The organism is Rothia sp. SCPM-O-B-18226 (M350) (assembly GCF_058213595.1).
In genome coordinates this window covers 15,590-37,297 of sequence record NZ_JBYQJS010000003.1, presented here as the reverse complement: position 1 = coordinate 37,297, position 21,708 = coordinate 15,590, and the positions used below count along the sequence as shown (strand labels likewise).

At 60.1% G+C, this 21,708-nt stretch carries 16 protein-coding genes and 3 pseudogenes; 13 read left to right on the top strand and 6 right to left on the bottom strand.

Annotated features, from left to right (window positions below; genetic code table 11):
• Positions 1–17: 17 nt before the first annotated feature.
• A pseudogene (locus AC3E6W_RS05755) lies at positions 18–1,252 on the bottom strand (IS256 family transposase).
• A 408-nt stretch (positions 1,253–1,660) separates the two neighbouring features.
• On the opposite strand from AC3E6W_RS05755, the gene tet(W) reads away from it, so the two are divergent.
• On the top strand, positions 1,661–3,583 hold the full coding sequence (gene tet(W), locus AC3E6W_RS05750; RefSeq protein ID WP_063856422.1) for a tetracycline resistance ribosomal protection protein Tet(W): 1,923 nt from the start codon (positions 1,661–1,663) through the stop codon (positions 3,581–3,583).
• 220 nt (positions 3,584–3,803) lie between these two features.
• On the opposite strand, the gene AC3E6W_RS05745 is transcribed toward tet(W), so the two are convergent.
• Complete coding sequence (locus AC3E6W_RS05745) at positions 3,804–5,096, bottom strand: IS30 family transposase (RefSeq protein WP_005987407.1); 1,293 nt, start codon at positions 5,094–5,096, stop codon at positions 3,804–3,806.
• Positions 5,097–5,242: 146 nt separating this feature from the next.
• Between AC3E6W_RS05745 and AC3E6W_RS05740 the strand changes: the two genes are divergently transcribed.
• Positions 5,243–5,530: a Rossmann-fold NAD(P)-binding domain-containing protein gene (locus AC3E6W_RS05740; protein WP_204371245.1), complete on the top strand. Its 288-nt coding sequence runs from the start codon at positions 5,243–5,245 to the stop codon at positions 5,528–5,530.
• 908 nt (positions 5,531–6,438) lie between these two features.
• Here AC3E6W_RS05740 and abc-f read toward each other — a convergent pair.
• From abc-f to AC3E6W_RS05725, 3 genes and pseudogenes are all read right to left on the bottom strand, one after another.
• Complete coding sequence (gene abc-f / locus AC3E6W_RS05735; RefSeq protein WP_005987409.1) at positions 6,439–7,908, bottom strand: ribosomal protection-like ABC-F family protein; 1,470 nt, start codon at positions 7,906–7,908, stop codon at positions 6,439–6,441.
• Positions 7,909–8,169: 261 nt separating this feature from the next.
• Complete coding sequence (locus AC3E6W_RS05730; RefSeq protein ID WP_005987410.1) at positions 8,170–9,456, bottom strand: MFS transporter; 1,287 nt, start codon at positions 9,454–9,456, stop codon at positions 8,170–8,172.
• 1,056 nt (positions 9,457–10,512) lie between these two features.
• Positions 10,513–10,710, bottom strand: a pseudogene (locus AC3E6W_RS05725) (transposase); the annotation flags it as partial.
• On the opposite strand from AC3E6W_RS05725, the pseudogene AC3E6W_RS05720 reads away from it, so the two are divergent.
• The 10 genes and pseudogenes from AC3E6W_RS05720 to AC3E6W_RS05675 form a co-directional block, all read left to right on the top strand.
• A pseudogene (locus AC3E6W_RS05720) lies at positions 10,658–10,834 on the top strand (recombinase family protein); the annotation flags it as partial. The pseudogenes AC3E6W_RS05725 and AC3E6W_RS05720 overlap by 53 nt on opposite strands.
• A gap of 118 nt (positions 10,835–10,952) precedes the next feature.
• On the top strand, positions 10,953–11,525 hold the full coding sequence (locus AC3E6W_RS05715; RefSeq protein WP_049342888.1) for a hypothetical protein: 573 nt from the start codon (positions 10,953–10,955) through the stop codon (positions 11,523–11,525).
• Positions 11,526–11,708: 183 nt separating this feature from the next.
• On the top strand, positions 11,709–12,227 hold the full coding sequence (locus AC3E6W_RS05710) for an EXLDI protein (protein WP_204372029.1): 519 nt from the start codon (positions 11,709–11,711) through the stop codon (positions 12,225–12,227).
• Positions 12,228–13,418: 1,191 nt separating this feature from the next.
• The gene (locus AC3E6W_RS05705) at positions 13,419–14,039 is read left to right on the top strand and encodes a thiamine phosphate synthase (protein ID WP_005509014.1); all 621 of its coding nucleotides are present in this window, start codon (positions 13,419–13,421) and stop codon (positions 14,037–14,039) included.
• A gap of 2 nt (positions 14,040–14,041) precedes the next feature.
• Positions 14,042–15,124: a glycine oxidase ThiO gene (gene thiO, locus AC3E6W_RS05700; protein WP_049342887.1), complete on the top strand. Its 1,083-nt coding sequence runs from the start codon at positions 14,042–14,044 to the stop codon at positions 15,122–15,124.
• Positions 15,125–15,173: 49 nt separating this feature from the next.
• Entirely contained in the window at positions 15,174–15,371 is a 198-nt protein-coding gene (gene thiS / locus AC3E6W_RS05695) for a sulfur carrier protein ThiS (protein WP_049342886.1), read from the top strand.
• A 142-nt stretch (positions 15,372–15,513) separates the two neighbouring features.
• Positions 15,514–16,284: a thiazole synthase gene (locus AC3E6W_RS05690; RefSeq protein ID WP_005509016.1), complete on the top strand. Its 771-nt coding sequence runs from the start codon at positions 15,514–15,516 to the stop codon at positions 16,282–16,284.
• The gene (locus AC3E6W_RS05685) at positions 16,275–17,330 is read left to right on the top strand and encodes a ThiF family adenylyltransferase (RefSeq protein ID WP_371584912.1); all 1,056 of its coding nucleotides are present in this window, start codon (positions 16,275–16,277) and stop codon (positions 17,328–17,330) included. Before AC3E6W_RS05690 ends, AC3E6W_RS05685 begins: the two co-directional genes overlap by 10 nt.
• 339 nt (positions 17,331–17,669) lie before the next feature.
• On the top strand, positions 17,670–18,782 hold the full coding sequence (locus tag AC3E6W_RS05680; RefSeq protein ID WP_371584913.1) for a MauE/DoxX family redox-associated membrane protein: 1,113 nt from the start codon (positions 17,670–17,672) through the stop codon (positions 18,780–18,782).
• Between the two features lie 190 nt (positions 18,783–18,972).
• Positions 18,973–19,638 (top strand): class I SAM-dependent methyltransferase, encoded by a 666-nt coding sequence (locus tag AC3E6W_RS05675; RefSeq protein WP_049342883.1) that lies wholly within the window; start codon positions 18,973–18,975, stop codon positions 19,636–19,638.
• Positions 19,639–19,724: 86 nt separating this feature from the next.
• Here the strand turns inward: AC3E6W_RS05675 and AC3E6W_RS05670 are convergent, their stop codons facing one another.
• A complete protein-coding gene (locus AC3E6W_RS05670; protein WP_049342882.1) occupies positions 19,725–20,426 on the bottom strand; it encodes a hypothetical protein in 702 nt (233 codons plus the stop codon).
• Between the two features lie 64 nt (positions 20,427–20,490).
• Between AC3E6W_RS05670 and AC3E6W_RS05665 the strand changes: the two genes are divergently transcribed.
• A complete protein-coding gene (locus tag AC3E6W_RS05665) occupies positions 20,491–21,468 on the top strand; it encodes a zinc ribbon domain-containing protein (RefSeq protein ID WP_049342881.1) in 978 nt (325 codons plus the stop codon).
• The last annotated feature ends 240 nt before the right edge of the window (positions 21,469–21,708 follow it).

Sequence of the window (21,708 nt, the reverse complement as noted above, 5' to 3'; positions counted from 1 at the left end):
GTGTCCTTCGGGGTGGGTTATGCGCTGAGTTGGAGTGGGGGTTCCTCCTGTTGGGTGGGTTGGGGTGTGAGTCGTGATTTGGTGAGGATGTCGAGGCTGAGGTAGCGTCGGCCTTCGGCCCATTCGTCGTTTTGTTCGGCTAGGACGGCTCCGACTAGGCGGATGATTGCGTGGCGGTTGGGGAAGATTCCCACGGTGTCGGTGCGGCGGCGGATTTCGCGGTTGAGGCGTTCGTTGGGGTTGTTGGACCAGATCTGGGTCCACACCCCGGTGGGGAAGGACGCGAACGCGAGGACGTCTGCCCTGGCTTGATCGAGGTGATCACACACGGCGGGGAGCTTGTCGTGGACGTAGTCCAAGAGCCGGTCGTATTGAGCGTTGACCGATGCTGCGTCGGGTTGGTCGTACACCGAGTGCAGCATCGCTTTGACGGCGGGCCATAGTGCTTTGGGGGTGACCGACATGAGATTAGCGGCGTAGTGGGTGCGGCATCGTTGCCAAGTGGCTCCGGGCAGGTTGGCGGCGATGGCTTCAACCAGGCCCAGATGGGCGTCACTGGTGACCAGGCGCACGCCGGTCAGGCCTCGGGCGACCAGGTCGGCGAAGAACTCCTTCCAGGCTGGAGCGGTCTCACTGGTAGATACGCGCACCCCAGCACTTCGCGGTGTCCGTCATTGTTGACTCCGGTGGCAACCAGAACCGCGCACGAGACGACGCGTCCTCCTTCGCGTACTTTCATGGTGAGCGCGTCAGCGGCGACGAAGGTGAAAGGCCCGGCATCGTGGAGGGGCCGGTTGCGGAACTGGTCCACGTGTTCGTCGAGGTCTGTTGCCATCCGTGAGACCTGGGACTTGGACAGTCCTGTGATCCCCAGGGTTTTGACGAGCTTGTCCATACGGCGCGTGGATACTCCTGCCAGGTAGCAGTCAGCGACCACTGTGATCAACGCGGTTTCACAGCGTTTGCGCCGTTGCAGTAACCATTCTGGGAAGTAGGTGCCTGAGCGCAGCTTGGGGATCGCCACGTCAATGGTGCCGACCCTGGTGTCCAAGGGCCGGTGGCGATACCCGTTGCGCTGGGTGTGACGCTGCGGATCTTGTTGACCCCACTGGGCCCCGCACACCGCATCAGCGTCCGCTGATAACAACGCGTTGATCATGTGCTGGAGCAAGGAACGCATCAAATCTGGGGATGCCTGGGACAACGCCTCGCCAAGCATGCCAGCAGGGTCGATAATATGAGGAGCGGTCATCGTTGTGCCTCCAAATCGTTTCGAGTCAGAAGTAGAGAGCTTTCTCGAAGGATCACACGGTGACCGCACCCATATCAAACGGGCCGACCACCCACGGTTACACCACTATGCGGGACGCTACTTACTATGATATACTGCTATTATCCTGATTTGAGGAGTCTACCAAATATGCGGCAAGGTATTCTTAAATAAAATTTGATAATGGGCGCAAAAATGATTGCCCCTTGCAGGGGCTTAGTTTTTGTACCCAATTTAAGAATACTTTTGCCTTTTTAGTAAATATCGTGACGGACAGCGGCTCATGTAAGCCGTCATACTTCTGTTTGTCCGAAGTCATGATCCCCAGCGGTAAAAGTATTAGCCGCTGGGGATTTTTGCGCCCATTTGGGCCTTGTATGGAGGATAGACATGAACATTATCAATATCGGGATTCTTGCCCATGTAGACGCTGGAAAGACAACCTTGACGGAGAGCCTGCTATATGCCAGCGGAGCCATTTCAGAACCGGGGAGCGTCGAAAAAGGGACAACGAGGACGGACACCATGCTTTTGGAGCGGCAGCGTGGGATTACCATTCAAGCGGCAGTCACTTCCTTCCAGTGGCACAGATGTAAAGTCAACATTGTGGATACGCCCGGCCACATGGATTTTTTGGCGGAGGTGTACCGCTCTTTGGCTGTTTTAGATGGGGCCATCTTGGTGATCTCCGCTAAAGATGGTGTGCAGGCCCAGACCCGTATTCTGTTCCATGCCCTGCGGAAAATGGACATTCCCACCGTTATCTTTATCAATAAGATCGACCAGGCTGGCGTTGATTTGCAGGGCGTGTATCAGTCTGTTCGGGATAAGCTCTCCGCCGATATTATCATCAAGCAGACGGTGTCGCTGTCCCCGGAAATAGTCCTGGAGGAAAATACCGACATAGAAGCATGGGATGCGGTCATCGAAAATAACGATGAATTATTGGAAAAGTATATCGCAGGAGAACCAATCAGCCGGGAAGAACTTGCGCAGGAGGAACAGCGGCGGGTTCAAGACGCCTCCCTGTTCCCGGTCTATCATGGCAGCGCCAAAAAGGGCCTTGGCATTCAACCGTTGATGGATGCGGTGACAGGGCTGTTCCAACCGATTGGGGAACAGGGGAGCGACGCCCTATGCGGCAGCGTTTTCAAGGTGGAGTATACAGATTGTGGCCAGCGGCTCATCTATTTGCGGCTATACAGCGGAACGCTGCGCCTGCGGGATACGGTGGCTCTGGCTGGGAGAGAAAAGCTGAAAATCACAGAGATGCGTATTCCATCCAAAGGGGAAATTGTTCGGACAGACACCGCTTATCCGGGTGAAATTGTTATCCTTCCCAGCGACAGCGTGAGGTTAAACGATGTATTAGGGGACCCAACCCGGCTCCCTCGTAAAAGGTGGCGTGAGGACCCCCTCCCCATGCTGCGGACGTCGATTGCGCCGAAAACGGCAGCGCAAAGAGAACGGCTGCTGGACGCTCTTACGCAACTTGCGGATACTGACCCGCTTTTGCGCTGCGAGGTGGATTCCATCACCCATGAGATCATTCTTTCTTTTTTGGGCCGGGTGCAGTTGGAGGTTGTTTCCGCTTTGCTGTCGGAAAAATACAAGCTTGAAACAGTGGTAAAGGAACCCACCGTCATTTATATGGAGCGGCCGCTCAAAGCAGCCAGCCACACCATCCATATCGAGGTGCCGCCCAACCCGTTTTGGGCATCCATCGGACTGTCTGTTACACCACTCCCGCTTGGCTCCGGTGTACAATACGAGAGCCGGGTTTCGCTGGGATACTTGAACCAGAGTTTTCAAAACGCTGTCAGGGATGGTATCCGTTACGGGCTGGAGCAGGGCTTGTTCGGCTGGAACGTAACGGACTGTAAGATTTGCTTTGAATACGGGCTTTATTACAGTCCGGTCAGCACGCCGGCGGACTTCCGCTCATTGGCCCCGATTGTATTGGAACAGGCATTGAAGGAATCAGGGACGCAACTGCTGGAACCTTATCTCTCCTTCACCCTCTATGCGCCCCGGGAATATCTTTCCAGGGCTTATCATGATGCACCGAAATACTGTGCCACCATCGAAACGGTCCAGGTAAAAAAGGATGAAGTTGTCTTTACTGGCGAGATTCCCGCCCGCTGTATACAGGCATACCGTACTGATCTGGCCTTTTACACCAACGGGCAGAGCGTATGCCTTACAGAACTGAAAGGGTATCAGGCCGCTGTCGGCAAGCCAGTCATCCAGCCCCGCCGTCCAAACAGCCGCCTGGACAAGGTGCGCCATATGTTCAGTAAGATCACTGGTTGATTTCCGATCCCAACCGAACACATTGAGCTGACGGCACGCTCCCGCAGTTAACCGAACGCCCCCGAGGTCCTATCCGGGCCCCGGGGGCGGCATTTTCCCAGTTGAAGGAATGGTGGAGATGTGTTTCGATGGGTCCGGTGGCCATGCTCCGCCCGCCGCCCGGCACCTCTTCCCAGACTCAGCCGGACGGTCGGTCCGTCTATTCCGTTTTTCTCCTAGGCTAGGCCAGCGGGGCATCGCCCCTCTCTGCGCGCGCCCTCTCGATGAGCCCCGGCGTCAGGTCGAGATCGCCGAGCGGCACGTCCTCCACGCCGTAGGCGTCCAGCAGCGCCGCCGCGTCCTCCCCGAGCATCGCCCTGAAGGCGCGCGCGGGCGTCGCGAAGCCGAGCGCGCCGCGGGGCTCGGAGTTCACGTGCGACATGGCCAGCGCCAGGTCGGCCGGGGCGAGCCGGTCGAACCTGATTCCGGCGCCCTTGGGCAGCAGCTTCCTGATCTCGACGTGGTTGCGCTCGCAGGCGCCCTTCTGGTCGCTGCGCCTGGGGTCGCAGTAGAACAGCCTCGTCTCGCCCGGCCCCTCGCCGAGCAGCGCCGCGATCGCCGCCTCGTCGGAGAACTCGGCGCCGTTGTCGGTGAGGACGGCGCGGAACACGCGGCGCGTCCCGTCGGCGCCGAGGATGGCCCGGACGCCCTCCAGGGCGTCCGCGACGCACCCGGCGGTCTTCTCCTCCAGCGGCAGCGCGAGCTGGAGCCTGCTGGGGCGGTGCAGCAGCGTGAGCAGGCAGGCGGAGTCCTCCCGGGCCCCCTCGACGGTGTCCATCTCCCAGGCCGCGGCGCACGCGTCCTCCCCGAGGGCGAGGAACGCGGCATGCGACCTGCGGGCGGAGTGGCGGGTCGCCGCCCGGCCCGCGGCGCGCTTCCTCGGCCTGTAGCCGACCTTGCGCCTGAGCTCCATGTTGGTCATGCCGTCGTAGCCCGCCGAGACCCAGCGGTAGATGGTCGACGGCGACAGGTCCACCGGGCCGCCGTTGCGCGCCGCCATCTGCTCGGGCGACAGCCCCCGGCGCAGGCAGTCCCTTATCGCCTCCAGCCTGGCCGCCGCGGCGGGCTCGTCGGCGTCTATCCCGCGCCTGGACGAGACGAGGACCGAGTCGGCGCACAGCTGCGCGGCCCGGGCCTCGTAGAAGACGTGGGGGCGGCGCTTGCAGCCGATCGCGCGGTACCGGCCGCACCCGTTGCAGCAGCGCGGCCACGCCGCCAGGCGCGGGCAGGCCGCCGACAGGTCGGCGGAGGCGTCCACGCGCTCGCCGCGCCTGGCCTTCGGCGCCGTCACGAACCTGTGCGACGCCACCTCGGCGCTCACCGTCGAGGGCGACCTGCCCAGCTCCCTCGCGATCTCCCTGCACGACGCCCTGCGCTCCAGCATCCTCTGGACCGTGTCCCGCTCGTGCCTCGTGAGCCTTCCGTAGGCCCTCGGGACCGCCCTTGCGGAGCCGCTCTTCTTCTTTCCGGACATGCCGTCCTCCGATCTCCCGGGGCCGGCCGATCCGGCCCTCAGGGTATCGGGTTCCCACATTCATCCGCACATGTGCGGATGAATGTGGGAGGTGTTCGGATAAAGTTGATAATCAAGGTGAAGTCTCCAGCTCCAGCTACATGGATGTGTTCTATCCGAAGTACCAGGTGACCTGGGATATGATGAACGTTGCCGGTCCGAACAGCATGTTCATGCACTGCCTGCCCGCCAACCGTGGCGAGGAAGTCGTCGACGAGGTCATGGACGATCCCGAGCGCTCCCTGTGCTGGGTCGAGGCCGAGAACCGCAAGCACTCCATTCGCGCCATCCTGGCCACTCTGTGCCCCCAGAGCGAGCCCGACGAGCAGAAGGCTGCGGCATACCGCGCCACCATCAATGAGCGCATGGCCGCTCTCGGTAAGCACGGTCTGTAAGACGTACCAGGTCGGGCGAGCTACGGCTCGCCCGCCTTCGCAGGAGATGGGCGACCTCATGGCCATCGGCGAGGAGAACTGCAAGGTCTCCGACGACAACCGAGTGCATCAAGGGCGCCGACTTCATCTACACCGACGTGTGGTATGGCCTGTACGATGCTTTCTGATGGGCGGCAGCAGATGCTTGTCTCTTGCTGCCCATCATCTGCGCCACTGCGCGTAGGCACTGGCGCCCTGTCTGAAGTTAAACAGACCTTTCGAGTGTGCACGAAGTGATTGCGCCAACAACGAAGCCCCAACCTGCTCGCTAACTCATGGGCAAGCCACCTGAGACTACTCATTTCCCCTACTAGCAATGAAGGCCTGCAACCTGCAGTTTTGCAAACTGCTTGAAAGGCGCCTGCGTTGATTCACTTCCTATTGCAGCTGGCGGCTCGCACACGAAAAGGCACTTGAGTTTCAAAGCGGGCGTTTTCGTCGATATCGAGCCTCCAAAGGCGGCTCTCCGTGCCCCTTGGGACAAAAATAAAAACTCAATACTCTGAGTTTGAAAATGGTTTTTGAAGTTGTCCCAGCTTTTGTCCCCGAAGCCGATGAAACACGACATAGTGTTACTTGGCGGCACTCGGTTTGAGACGGCATCGAAAACTGAGGACAACTGGAATGTCGGGACAGTAAAACTGAAGCCATCGAGTGGGAGTAGGCCGATAGGGTTCTGACCTGCGATTTTGAGTGCCGCACTGTGCCGCTGAGTTTCGTTTCGTACGAGAGTCATGACAAAGCCACCAGCGACGGAGATGAGTAAAAGCGATTAAAGAGCCTCCGTTCCCTGCGTTGGGACGGAGGCTCTTTCTTTGCCGTTTTACTCCCTTGTCTCCGTTCGGGGATTATTTCTTGCTCATTTAGGGCTATTCGCGCTGAAAGATTTTGACTAGCTTGGTGTCCTTTATTTCGTAGACAATGTCTGCGACGTTCTCGACCAGCCTCTTATCGTGGGAGACGAACACTATCGTTCCGGCATAGGCGCTCATCATCTGCTCGAGGGCTTCGGCGCTCTTGATGTCCAGGTAATTTCCAGGCTCGTCCATGAGCAAGATGTTGTATCTGCCCAGCAGCATCTTCGCGAGTAGCAGCTTGATGACTTCGCCTCCCGAGAGAACGCCAACGTCCTTTGTCAGGTCGCGCGGTCCGATTCCCATAGAGGCGAGGATGCCTCGAATTTCGGTCATGCTGTACTCGCAACCATCCTGCATGAACGAGATCGCAGACTGACGGGCGTCGAACTTGTAGCCTGTTTGCTCGAAGTAACCGATCTCTGCCTTGGGAGAGATGTTGATACCGTCGGCGCGTCGAGCGATTGCCTTCAGCAGGCTGGTCTTTCCTGTACCGTTGCCACCGGTGATGGCCACTTTGGCACCGAGCGGTATCTCGAATTTCGCGTGGTCATAGAGCATGCAGTTGCCGAAGCTCAAGCTGAAATCGTCTGCCGAGATGGGAAATTTACTATGCAGTTCCAGGGCCTTGCTCTGGCGGAACCGCACGGCGCGAATGCTATCTGGGGCCTCAATCCCTTCGAGCGCTTCGAGGCGCTTCTCCATGTCCTTAGCCGCCTGGTACATCCTCTTCTGTTTGGTGCCGGTTGCTTTCTGATGCCCCAATCGACCTGCATACTCGTTGCTTTTTTTCGCAGCCTTCCGCTTGGCGTCGACCTGCCGTGCTTTTTTCCGTTGTTTTTCGATGGCGGCTTCGAGGCGATCGCGCTCGCGCATCGCCTCTTCGTATCGAGTCGCCTGAGCTTTGCGCTCTTCTTCTTTCTGTCGCAGATAGTCGGAGTAGTCACCCCAGAATTCGGAAATACCGCCGTCTTTGAGCTCCCAGATCTTGTCTACCACCTGGTCGAGAAAATGACGGTCATGGCTCACGATGAGCAGAGCCCCATCAAATGCCTTGAGTTGTCCGACGAGAAGGCGGATGCCGTCTTGGTCGAGGTGGCTCGTAGGCTCGTCGGCGAAGATCGCGCTTGCATGCTGGGAGAGTGCAGAGGCAATCTTGGCGCGTGTTTCCTCCCCGCCGCTCATCGTCTCCTGCGCCACTCCGGCGACGTTGAGACGGGAGAGCATCTCACCACTGTCCTGAGCCGCATCAAGGTCGAGTTCATCGAGTTGGCCGATGAGGGCAATGCTGCCGAAGCGCCTGACGTCGGCGTCCGCAATGGTAAGATTGCCGCTCAGAATTTTAAGCAGGCTGGTTTTGCCTGCGCCATTGTCTCCCACCAAGCCGATGCGATCGTAGGAGTAGATTTCCAACTCTTCGATATCTAGGATATCGCGGCCGGCATATTCCAAAAAGATGTCTTTAGCTTTGACTATGAGTTCCATAGGTTGAACCGCCTTTTGTGTATTAGCGTTTTACTGGAAGCGCAGCCATGCCAAAAAAGATTGCTCACGTCGATTTTTCGCCTTTGCCCAATTGCCGGCGCGAGCGTTTTGACCTTGCGCAAGCCGGCAAATCCGAAAATGATAGTTGGCGACGAATAAGGAGCGCGATGCGGAATGTCGGTGCAATACCTCGTCGTCGCAAGGGCTTGAAGGCTGACGCTTGAACCGATGGCTGCTGCCTCTTTTTTTCGAATACTTGGGCTATTGAATCTGCCCGGTATCTCTTTTCCCCGCGTTTCGGACGCTCGGAGCAAGCAGCATAGCCATCGCAAGCAGTACCATGGTCGCTCCAGAGCCGACGAACCATAACGGAGCTCCAAGCAGATCCGCAAAAACGGAGGGGGCTGCGAGGCCCATGGGCATGGCCCACGCCATGATGGTTCCGTAGAGGCCGAAAACGCGGCCTAGGTACTCAGGAGGTATCTGCTCCTGCATAAGGGCAGTCTGGGTTCCCGCGTACAACGGGGAGCATGCGCCCATAAGAAAGCTCACCGGCAGGAAAGCAGCGAACAATGACGGGCCGAGCGATCCGGATACGATTGCGGCAATGCCGAAGCCGGCAATCGCGGCGACCATGGTGAACGACCTATTGCGGAACCCTCCCGTGGCCGCCAAAATGCCGGACCCAGCCAGCATGCCTGCAGAAAAAAGGATTTCCACCAAAGCGGCATCCCCCGTGCTACCGCCAAAATGCCCCAAGGTCATTATTGGGAACAATGCCGCGAGCGGAGAGAACGCGAAAGCGAAGACGAACCCGCACCAAAGAAGGGCGAACAGCCCCCTGTACTCCCTAATCAGCTTGTAGCCGTCCGAAATCTCAGAGAAGAGCTCTCGAACCTTATTGGAAAAGGACAAGCTGCGGTCGGCTTCATCGAGGCCCCCTGCGTCTATCTGTGCGGCGAGGACGGCTAAAGAAGCGAAAAGCGCTCCCAGCACGTCGAGGACAATCATAGCGGTAATGCCCGCCACGGGATAAATCACTGCTGCAAGCGCGGCGCCAAGAATGTATCCGCCGGACTGAATCGCCTGAGTCACCCCCGATAGGCGAACGAGATGCTCTGGCGGGGCGAGATGGGGCGTGAGAGATTGGGAGGCTGGTGTGTAGAACGAAGTACCAACTGCACGGAGAAACAGGGCGATGAGAATTAGCCATGCAGGTAAGCTGCCGGCCAACGAGGCAATCGCCAAGGCGGCACCCACCGCGGCAATGAAGAGGTCGGCGCCGATGAGGACACGTTTCAAAGGCAGTCTGTCGACAACGGCGCCCGCAAGGATTCCGAACAAAGCAATCGGCAGAAAGCCTGCCAGCGATGCTAAGGAGAGGAGAGAAGACGACCCTGTCGTGAGGGCGAGATGCCAAATAAGACCCATTTGGAGAATCGAACTCGTCAATGTCGAAACGAGCTCCCCGCCCCATACGAAACAAAGCTTGAATTGCCATGAATGGCACAGCAGAACAGACCTGCCCCGAGAGGTTTCAAATATCATGGTTATGTCCAATCGTGAAATGGCGTGCAGAAAAACAGCGCGACGCCACAACAGCGCCGCTTTCTAGGCGCTCATCCACGTGCGGAAAAGACCAACCACGACACCCCTCCTTTGTTAATTCGGTCTGGCAAACCATGTAATATGTAATATTAACGAGGCTTGAGTTTGCCTGTCAAGAATCGAGCATCGGTAAGGGCAATCCTCTCTGGCCATTCGATTCCTTTTGTATCTTTGGTTGCATAGGTGACCCGCCAGGGCTATTACGCGTGGAAGAGGCGCCTGCCGAGCTGGCCGATGAGGCGCTGAAGATGGCCCTGGTCAGGCGAAACGATCCCAAGGGATGCGTACATCATTCGGATAGTAAGAATGTTGCCAGCAGGTTTTGCGGCAACCGCAAAGGAGCCGTATCCTGCAGCTGGAATCACGTTGCAGCATCCTGACCCGCATTCCGATTGGCGGACGGCCCGCTTCGGCATCCTGACCAGCACAGCGATCGAGCCTTGTCATTCCTTGGATATGCCGGTTGCTCGGGGCGGTCCCGACGGAGGCCCTCGCCTCCCCGGTCCGTGACCCAAGAAGGGCAAGCATGCTGATCTGCATGGCTGGTTCCTCCTTTATGTAGACGACCATGCAAAGAAGGGACAACCGAGGAGGCAGGTTACTGATGCGGGCTCCCGCACGCCCATGACTACCCGACGGGCTGTTTTTCATCTCCGATGCCCGCATTGCAGCATGAACGAATGTGCCTCGACATCTCTGCTGGCATGGTACGACTGGGATCGCACCTCGACGCATCCTTGCGCATACTGCCTTCCAAGTTTCGAAACCGGGAAGGAAAGTGTATGTGAGCGACGATATCGGCGCCGATTCGACGCTCGAGAGGGAGATTGCGCCGATTCTATCCATCGGGGATGCATTCCCGAAGATTCTCATCACTCGCACGAGGCATGAGCCCCATACCCGGGAGGGCGTGCTCGTGCTGAATTTCGCGAGGTGGCTGCTTGGCGGGTCAAGTCCTGTGGAGTGGTGTAATCGTTTTGTGTCCTTCGGGGTGGGTTATGCGCTGAGTTGGAGTGGGGGTTCCTCCTGTTGGGTGGGTTGGGGTGTGAGTCGTGATTTGGTGAGGATGTCGAGGCTGAGGTAGCGTCGGCCTTCGGCCCATTCGTCGTTTTGTTCGGCGAGGACGGCTCCGACCAGGCGGATGATGGCCTGGCGGTTGGGGAAGAAGACCTGGTCCGTGTCCACCATCAACTCGATTCTGTGCAACGAAAAATACAAGGGCGACGCCCTGCTACAGAAAACCTTCACCGTGGACTTCCTATCCAAAACCACCAAAAGCAACGAAGGAGAAATACCCCAGTACTACGTGACCGGCAACCACGAGCCCATCATCGCCCCAGCCGTATGGGACCAAGTCCAGCACGAACTAGCCAGGCGCTCTGGCAGGTCACGCTCCTTTAGCCACCCGTTCGCCTCGAAAATCGAGTGCGGGTGCTGTGGGGGATGGTACGGGCCGAAAACCTGGCACGCTGGCAGCCGCTACGAGCGGCGCATCTGGCGGTGCAACCGCAAATACGATCCCGCCCGGCGACCAGCCATGCGCAACCAAGCACGTAACCGAAGACGAGCTGATTGCCGCGTTCGAGCAGGCCCCCAGTCAGCTCGCACCACCGCCCAGCCCCGAGGTACTCGAAGCTGCCCTCGACCAGCTCGGTAATCCTCACGCACTCGAGGCCAAGCTCGCCCAGGCGATCACCGCACGCGACGCAGTGGTGGACGAAATCAACGCCCTCATCCGCTCTGCAGCCAACACCGACTTCAACCCTGACGCCTTCGAGGCTGACCATGCCAGGCTTGAAGCCGACTACCAGCACCACCTCGACACAGTCGAGTCCCTCGAAAAACAACTACACGAACTCGAGGCCAAACGCGCGGCCATCACCGCGTTCCACCAATACCGCAGTGAGAACCCCGCAATTAGCTACACGCCCGAAGCCTGGCGAGCCCTCGTTGACCATGCCACCATCCACCCTGACGGAACAATCGCTATCGCGTTCAACGACGGATGAGTCTGTAGTTCGGCTGCACCCCCTTGGCCCCAGGTGTATATGACCTCGGGCTTCCCTATCTTCGCAGTCAATCTGCCTTAACGCCCATCATCATGTATGCCATCCAGGTCTACCGTCGATATCCTCCTCACAATTGGAACCAGTGACATTTCTGCAGGGTTGACAAACAGAGAAAGTATGAGTATGTTTATAAACATGCCCACAAAGAATATTTACGTCTCAGAAGCAGATATGGAACTATTTGAACGAGCTGCGCAGCATGCGGAAAGTGTTTCAGCGGCTGTCGTCCAAGCGCTTCAGGACTATTTGACCAACCGACATAACACTGAAAAAGGTTACGGAAGAATAGAACTAGCACTCTACGAAAACGGCTCGCGGAGGAAGGTGATGTTTTACGGCCGAGAGATAGTCCGTGTTGAACGCCCGGCGGATGGCGGCGTCCAAATTAATACAATTTACGAAACAGCAAAAGGGCAGCTCGCTGTTGCAACAAAAATCCGCAGGCTTTTACCTGATGAGGCTAAAGGGAACTACCGAATCTGGGATCATCCTGAGACCTGGTCGCGAGAGTTCTGGTTAATAGGTGACAAAACGCTAGAGGTATATCCAGATATTGCACAGCTGGAGTTGGCGGATGCGTACTTGGCTGAGCAATGTAAATCCGCGCTTTCAGCAAAACCCTACGAGGTATTGGATATTTAACATGCAAGGAATTGAAAATGGCGGCCCCCTCCTTTTGAAACTGGACACGCGGTCACCTGACAGGGCATCGCTTAGTCAGTCGGCTGCGCGGCTCGGCCAGCGACAGGACTTGCTCGGCCGCTGACGGCGAACCGAGTGAGGCACTTGAGGGAGGGCGCCGTGAGGTTGCTCGTCACCTCGGTACATCGGACAAAGTGCGTCATTACTTCCGGGTTATCGGGGAAAATCACCAAAGCATCCCCCATTCAGACGTACTTTGTCCGCGAAAGCCGCGGACACACGGAGGCCAATATAGAACCCGGGTAGACCAGACACAGAAATGCCCGCGAGCGCGGGGCTCGCGGGCATAAAGCGTCCGAAGCCTGGCGAGCCCTCGTTGACCATGCCACCATCCACCCTGACGGAACAATCGCTATCGCGTTCAACGACGGCACGAGCCTGTAGAACGAACGTATCTACAGCCTCAGGTACATGTGACCTGAGGCTTCGTCGTTCTCGCTAATGTCTTGCACCCACCCGCCCTCAGCCTGCACCCACCCCGGGTTTTGTATCCATCGTGACCACCTTTGGTCCACAAGCCTTCTACCCTACGGTAGGAGGCTTTTTATTTTGAGTTAGGTTGAGCGGGTAGAGGCGGTATGTTCCTTGCTCCTGCAGGGAACCCGTCCTCGCTCCGCTTCGGACACCCTGATGTCGCGACGGAACATACCGGCCTCTCCCCATGCCCTTTCTCTTCTCCCTTCCCTGTGGTGCGAGGTAGGGTGCGGATTGTGCGGCCGGGAATGAACCGCGGGCTGCTCGGCTTGGGAAGAGTGTACGCGGAAGCGGGGGGGGAATACTGGAGTGAGGTACCGCAGACAGCTCGCCGGAATATGCGGGTTAATAGCCGGGTGCGGTGGAGGTTCCGTAGGGGCGTCTGGGTGCCTACCCGTGGGCTTGCAATGAAAGGATTCTTTGTAGCGCATGCGAGCGCGGTGCCGCTACACCTTCCTGAAGCGACATCAGGGTGCCCGAGCCCTGCGAGGACGGGTCCCCTGCAGGAGCGAAGGAAGTGTATAGCGTGCCAAGCGCACACACCTCACAACGCTTGAAGGATGTTCAACTCACCACACAGTTGTGCTAACCTAACCACAGAAATTCAATGAGAGAATTGCTCAAAAACATCTACTCGACGACGAATCGTAGACCCGCATGACCCGCGAAACGCACCCCTACACCACCCCCGCACGCCCCCTCGACCTGAACCTCTACCTCGTCACAGGCGACAACCCCCTCGAAACCGTCCGGGCAGCCAAACACGCCACCTGCATCCAAGTCAGGTCCAAACCCATCAGTGCGCGCGAGCTCTACCAGCTCACCGAAGCTATCGCCGGCATCATCCAGCCGCACCAGACGCTCCTCGTCGACGACCGTGTAGACGTCGCCCTCGCGTTGCGTGCCCGCGGCGTGCGCGTTGACGGCGTGCACATCGGTCAAGATGATTTGCCCGTAGCCGACGCCCGCGCCCTCCTCGGCGCCGACGCGGTCATCGGTCTGACCACCGGCACCCGGCAGCTCGTTGAAGAGTCCAACAAAATCGCGCACCTGATCGACTACATTGGCACCGGGCCGTTCCGCCCCAGCCCTACCAAGCAGTCCAACCGCCCGCCCCTCGGCATTGATGGGCTCCGCGAACTTGCCGAGCTGTCCGCCGTACCGACCGTAGCTATCGGCGACATCACCCCCGAAGACTGCCCCGCCATCCGCACCACCGGGGTTGCCGGAATCGCCATGGTCCGCGCCTTCGTCGACAACCCCGCACTGCAGGCATAGCCATGACCATCACCATCATTGGCGGCGGAATCATTGGCCTCACCACCGCGTTTGAGCTCACCGAACGCGGCGAAAGCGTGCACCTCATCGACGCCGAAACCAGCGACTACGGCACCGCCGCCGACGGCACGGCGCTCTACCCCGCCGCCAGCCACTACGCCGGCGGTATGCTCGCGCCCATCGCAGAAGTGCAATTCCAGCAGGATGCGCTCTTCCCGCTCATGACCGCCAGCGCCGACGCCTACCCCTCCCTCATGGGCAGGCTCAGCCGCGCCACCGACCTGCCCACCGGCTACGACACCACCGGCACGCTCATCATCGCAGCCGACCGTGCCGACGCCGAGCACCTGCAACGCACCCGCGTCTACTACCGGGACATGAACCGCCCCGCAGACCCCGTCACCCCCACGCAGGCACGCACCCTCGAACCGCTCCTGGCGCCGCGTATCGCCGGCGCCGTGAGCATCCCCAGTGACCATCAACTGCACCCGCGGCTCATGAGGCGCGCCCTCAAAGACGCCCTCACCCGCCGCGGCGTCACCTTCAGCGCCGAACGGGTCACCGACCCGGACGCGGGCGACATTATCTGCACCGGACTAGGGGCAACACTGCACGGGGACTACCCGCTACGCCCCGTCTACGGGGACATTCTGCGTCTGCGCACCCCGCGGCCCATCCTCAAGCATGTAGTGCGCGGCTACGTGAACTCCCGCCCCGTCTACCTCATCCCCCGCCCTGACGGGGAGCTGTGCATCGGCGCAACCAGCCGCGAAGACCACCGCACGCTGCCCGCCATTGACGGCGTACACCAGCTGCTACGTGACGCGATCCGGCTCGTGCCCGCCGTTGAAGAGTGCGAGCTTCTGGAGGCGAACGTCGGCGCCCGCCCCGGAACCCCGGACGACCTGCCCATCTTCGGGCACCGCACCCGTGCTGACGGCACCCGCCAGCTCGTGTCCACGGGCTATTTCCGCCACGGTATTCTGCTTGCCGCGCTCGCCGGCAAGGTTGGTGCGGAGGTCGCCTGCGGGGCTGAGATTCCGCCCATCATGCAGGCGTGCGACCCGGCACGATTCACCCACTAAACACAGTCCCTGCCGGGTGCACCCCGGCGCCCTCACGAAAGGATTTCGCGTGATCATCACCTACAACGGCGAGCCGCTAATCACGAATGCCCGCACCGTATTTGACCTTGTCCTGGACCAGTTTGGTACCGAAAATGGCGTGGCTGTGGCGCTCAACCGCAGTATCGTGCCGCGTTCCACGTGGCTGGATATGCCGCTGAACGAGGGAGATAGGGTTGATGCCCTCACCGCCGTTCAGGGCGGCTAATTCTCCAGCCTGAACCGGAGAGATACTCACCGGCAAAAAAGAACAGATATTCTCGGTTTTTGTTCCCTAAACCGGGCGCACCGTAGCGCCCCGCACCAACCAGCAAACCCCGTTATCTAGACGTTCCCACAGAGGAGAACTCATGAGCCTCACACCGCTCACCATCGGCGACCGCACCTTCACATCCCGCCTCATCATGGGCTCCGGAGGCGCAACCAGCATGGACCTGCTCGAGCAGGCGCTCATCGCATCCGGTACCGAAATGACGACCGTTGCCATGCGCCGTCACGCCGCAGGAACCCCCATTTTTCCGCTTCTGCAGAAGCTCAATATCGCGCCGCTGCCCAATACCGCAGGGTGCCGCACCGCAGCCGATGCGGTGATGACCGCGATGCTCGCCCGCGAGGCGCTGGGCACTTCCTGGGTGAAGGTCGAGATCATCCACGACGAAGACACCCTGCTACCGGACACCGTGGAGCTGTTGAACGCTTGCGAGCAGCTGGTCGCCGAGGATTTCACGGTGCTCGCGTACACCTCTGACGATCCGGTGGCTGCCGCTCGCTTGGAGGATGCGGGCGTTGCGGCGGTTATGCCGTTGGGCGCGCCGATTGGTACCGGCCTGGGCATTTTGAACCCGCACAATATTGAGCTGATTGCTTCTCGCGCGCAGGTTCCGGTGGTTCTGGATGCTGGCGTGGGTACCGCCTCCGACGCGGCCCTGGCGATGGAGCTGGGTTGTGATGCGGTGTTGTTGGCGTCGGCGGTGAATCGTGCTGAGGATCCGGTGGCGATGGCTCAGGCGATGAAGTTTGCGGTGCAGGCGGGCGCGTTGGCGCGTGAGGCGGGCCGTATTCCGGTGCGTGAGCACGCGAAGGCGTCGTCGCCGTCGGAGGGTTTTGTCTCGTGGATGTAAACCTTTCCCCTACCCCGGTGAATCCGGAGCATGCGCGCCTGGATCGCGAGCGCACGGACCGTCAGCGTCGCCTGCCGGGCTTTGATCAGGATGCGGCGGCGGCTGCCCGCGTGTTGGTGATTGGTGCTGGTGGTTTGGGTTGTCCGGTGGTGCAGGCGTTGGCGGCAGCTGGTGTGGGGTATCTGCATATTGTGGATTCTGATTCGGTGGAGCTGTCGAATATTCAGCGTCAGCCGCTTTTTGGTGTGCCTGATGTGGGTGAGCCGAAGGCGGAGGTTGCGGCGCGCCGTGCCTTGGAGCTGTGCCCGTCATTGACGGTTGAGACGACAATCCGGCATGTGGATGCGTCCTGGATTTTGGATCTTTTTGCCGCGTCGGCACCGGATTGTGTGGTGGATTGTACGGATACGTTTGCGTCGAAGTATCTGATTGCGGATGCTGCGCAGGTTGCGGGTTTGCCGCTGGTGTGGGGCACGGTTTTGCGTTTTGGCGGGTCGGTGAGTCTTTTTGAGCCGGATGGCGCGCATTTACGTGATATTTTTCCGACGATTCCGCAGACGGTGGAGTCGTGTGCGCTTGCCGGGGTGTTGGGAGCTACAACAGCTGTGGTGGGTTCGCTGATGGCGACGGAGGTGCTTAAGCATGTGAGTGGCTTGCCGACGGCGGCGGGCACTCTGCTGACCTATGATGCCCTATCGGGTACGTGTACGTCGTTTGGGGCGGTTCCGGATCCGGCGCGTGTGGTGCCGGTGGATTTGTCAGCGCATGAGGTTCCGCAGGTGCTGTTGGATGTGCGCGAGGTGCCCGAACGTGAGGAAGCGGTGAAGCATGAGGGCTCGTTGCATGTGCCGCTATCGCAGCTGAGCGATGCGGAGGGTTCGCTGCTGCCGGCTGACCGCGTGCCCGCGGAGCTGCTGAGCCTGTTTGAGTCGGTGCGTGATCAGCGTGTGGGCGTTTTCTGTGCCTCGGGTGCGCGAGCGCAGCGCTTTGTGCAGGCGTATGAGCAGCTGGCGGGCGAGTACGGGGTGCGCCTCACGGCTATCTAAGCACATGCAAGGCGTAGCTATCCCTTCCGGAAGCGACATCAGGGTGCCCGAAGCGAAGCGAGGGCGGGTCCCCTGCAGGAGCGGAGGAAGGGCATAGCGCGCCTAATCGTAAGGAAAGCGGTATCGCCCGTAGTGACATCAGGGTGCCCGAAGCGTAGCGAGGGCGGGTGCCCCTGTAGGAACGAGGGCGCATACCGCTTTCCGCTTAACTCGTAGAGACGGTTTCCCCCTGTGCAGGGCGTAAAATCGTGTATAATACGGCGGCACGTCGCGCGGTTTGTTCTGCCTAAAAACTGCCGCTGCCGCCTCCTGTTTTCGCACACTCACTCAAGGATTCCCATGCTCACTTTCCCCACCGTGCCCCTGGTTCTGTGCACGGCCCTCATCGCTCTCACCCTACTCATCAGTGGTATTGCGAAGGCGAAGGACCCGCAGAGCACCGTCACCGGCATCGAAAACCTCGGCCTGCAGAAGATTGCGCCGGCCCGTGCCGTGTCGCTCATCCTGCCGTGGTTCGAGATCGCCCTAGCCGCCGTCCTGTTGCTGTCGCCCGTGCGGCTGCCCGCCGTAATCGCCTCGGGCCTGGCTCTGGTCCTGATGATTTTCTACACGGTGGTGATTGCGCGTGCTTTGGCAACGGGCCGTACGGGAAGCTGCAATTGTTTCGGTTCTGGGTCGACGGCCCCGGTCAGTCGCTACACCCTCTTCCGCAATCTGTCGCTGCTGGTAGCTGCGGCGGGCACCCACGCGGCGGCCCTGGCCGGCGGCGCAGGTGTGCTCTTCACGCTGTTCTCACTGGATGCCTCCGGCTGGCTCTGGGCGGGCGGGGCCGCCCTCATCGCGGCAACCCTGGATGCGGTACGCCGCGGCGACGCCCTGGGTGCGGCGGATGAGCGTCCGCAGGTTATCCTGCCCGAGCCGGTGTACGACGAGAACGGCGAGGAGCTGTACGTGCGCATGCCCATCCCGCTGGGCGCCCTCTATCTTGAGGATGGCCGCCGCACGACCATGCGCGAGATTGCGAAGACTCAGGCGCGCGTGCTTGTGTTCGTCTCGGCGACCTGCGGTGGTTGCGTCAAGTTCCTGAAGACTATGCCGCAGTGGCAGGAGCGTCTGCCGCAGGTGGCCCTGCACCCGGTGTACTCCTCCCTGGAGTCGCTGAATAAGTCGCGCAATAACGGTAGTTTTCCCGAGGGCCTGACCCCGCTGATTGACCGTGAGTCGGCGAGCGCGGCGAACTTCGGTTACGGCGTGCCGCTGGCCGTCGTGCTGGGCTCTGACGGCCTGATGGCCGGAGGCCCGGCGGTTGGTCTCGAGGAGGTCGAGGCGCTGATGGGCGATATTGAGGCGCAGTTCGCCGAGGCTGCTCGTCTGGCTGAGGAGGAGCGCCAGGAGCAGATCCGTAAGGCGTTTGCAGCGGGTCCGTCGAATGTTGAGGGCGACCACCTCTAAACACGCTCCTATCGTCCAGCCCCTGTAGCGCCTCTGTAGCGCTTCCGATAGCCCCGTCCGGCTCTTACTGCCCTTACCGGCAGGTGCCGGGTGGGGCTATGCTAGTACGTAGCGCACACACCGCTTATATGCCGCGGTCACCTTGCCTGGTGGCGGTTGGCGCATCCTCAACCCTGTCAAAGGAGTATTTATGGCAATGCTGAGTTTCAACGCGCCGGGCGAGCGCGAGAAGTCCCTGTGGCTCGTCAAGAAGGAGACCAACCCGAATCACTCGCAGTGGTACATCGACCGCTTCAAGGCCATGGAGGCCGAGGGCAACGATATGGCCGGTGAGTCCCGCATGGTGAACGCCCTGGCGTCGCGCGGCGCGAAGATTCTGGACGCGGGCTCGGGTCCGGGCCGTGTGGGCAAGCAGCTGCACGCCCTGGGCCACCGCGTGACCGGCGTTGACATTGACCCCGAGCTCATCGAAGAGGCACGCCGCGTCTGCCCGGATGCTACGTGGATTACCGCCGACCTGGTGGATCTGCCGGAGGTGCTGGGCATCGAGGGTGATGCCACCGCAGAGAACGGTTTCGAGCTTCTGGTGTGTGCCGGTAACGTGATGGGTTTCCTCGCCCGTTCGACCCGTAAGCCGGTGGTGGAGAACTTCCGCCGCGTGCTGGCCCCCGGCGGCCGTGCGGTGGTGGGTTACGGCTCCGGTCCGGGCCGCGATTACGCGTTCGAGCAGTTCCTGGCCGATGCCCGCGAGGTCGGCCTGAACGTCGATAACACCTACTCCTCGTGGCAGTTGCACCCCTATCAGGAGGGCTCCTCAGAGTTCCTGGTGGCGGTGCTCTCTCGCCCCGAGAACTAGGCTCAGCTTTAAGAGCTAGGCAAGGCTCGCAAAAGGCCCGGCGCCTCCCCCATTGCGGGGTGGGTGCCGGGCCTTTACGCGTCTGCCTAGTGGATCATATAGATGTTGCGGGCGATTTCTTCGGGCAGGAAGGAGGCCGCGAAGAGGATGACCACGACGATGACTGCGAGGATGGTCAGCAGGCTGGACCGCCAGCCGGGGTGCAGCTCGTTGAAGGTGATGAGGCCCTTGTGTTCCTTGTCCATGCTGATGACGTTGATCTGCTTGTAGATGGTGGTTTTGGCCGAGAGCTTCGACGAAACCTCACGCATGGTTTTGCCGTCCCAGACTCGCCCGTCGAGACGCATGAGCTGCTTGCCGTCCTTGTCGACGGCCCACATGGCGGGGAAGCTGCGGTAGCGGATGCGTCCGGCCATGGTTTTGAGGTTTTGGCCGTAGGCCTTCTTGGGGTAGAGCTTCTCCGCGAAGATGGTGTGGCTGATGTCGGCGCGGGGTACGGCGAACCACCCGAAGGTGCGGGCACGTAGCACGTGGGTCTTGGTGATGACGATAATGGTCGGTTTGAGCACCGAGTAGAGGTTGATGCCGGCGATAGTGCCGATGAGCAGCACAAGGATGGTGTACGGCAGCGCGGGTCGTTTGTAGAAGATGAAGGCGAGCGCGGCGACAAGCACGATGGTGCCGGGGATGGACGCCTCGATGCGCCTGCCGTAGGAGCGCATGCGGGGGTGGAATAGTTCGTGGACTTCGCCGTATTTGGCGGGTACTTCGTGAGCGCGTTCTGCCATACACTCCACTTTAGTGTGTGGTCGTCGTGAATCCTAGCCGGACTACCTGCGTTACCCTGGTTCTATGCGTAATTTTTCTCCTGTGGAACGGGTCCTGGCCCTGTGGATGATCGGTGTTGTGGTGGCGGCCTCGATTGCGGCGGCGGCACTGATTATGACGAATAAGCTGGTGTACGGCCCGACCGGCCAGGTGCGGGAGTATTTCCATGCCCTGCGCGTGGGGAACGGTTCGCATGCGCGTGGCCTGTTGAACGCCCAGATTCCTGCCGGGGATGCGGCACTGCTGGACGGCGAGGCGCTGAAGCGTTCGGTCGCCTCGATGTCGCGGGTGGATTACGAGGTCGTTGAGACGAGCGAGGACGGCCGGCAGGCGACGGTGCGCGCGTCCTACACTCTGGACGGGCAGCCGCAGCACACGGATTTCCATCTGCATCATTCGGGTACCCACTGGGGCTTTTTCGATAAGTGGGCTATCGATGGCGATACCCTGCCTACGGTGAAGGTGAATATTCAGGGCGTGGAGGCCGCGACGATTAATAACCGTAAGGTCGCGGTGGACGAGGGCGAGGCGACGTTCCCGGTGTTCTACCCGGGTACGTACGCTGTCTCGTACGATTCGACGGTGTACACGGCTCAGAAGGTGACGGAGACGGTCACGAATAACCAGGGTGAGCACGTGGCGCGCGTCGATTTGAAGCCGAGCGATAACGCGTTGGCTTCGGTTAAGGAGCAGATTAACGACCATCTGCAGAAGTGCGCGGCCCAGAACGCGCTGTACCCGACGGGTTGCCCGTTTGAGTACAGCTTCGGCGGCCGTGTGGATTCGACGGTTCAGTGGACCGTTGAGAAGGTCGCGGATCCGCAGGTGAGCGTGAATGCCTCGGGTGTGTGGTCGGTGCAGCCGATGAAGGGCACGGTGAAGGTGTCGTTTACGCAGCTGGATCTGTACACGGGTGTGCGCTCGCAGGTGCAGAAGGAGATTCCGTTTACGCTGAAGGCCTCGGTGGAGGCGGACGCGAAGGCGGTGCACGTCACCTTCTAAAAACGAGAGCCAGTATGCTCTGAACGCGACATCAGGGTGTCCGAGCGAAGCGAGGACGGGTGCCCCTGTAGGAGCGAAGATGACCCGGCCCTTTCGCGTCCCACAATCCTAAAAGTACAAAGGGAACCGGTACTATCCGCAGCGGTATCAGGGCGGCACAGCAGAAAAGGGTCAGTATTATCCGTAGCGACATCAGGGTGTCCGAGCGAAGCGAGGACGGGTGTCCCTGTAGGAGCGAGG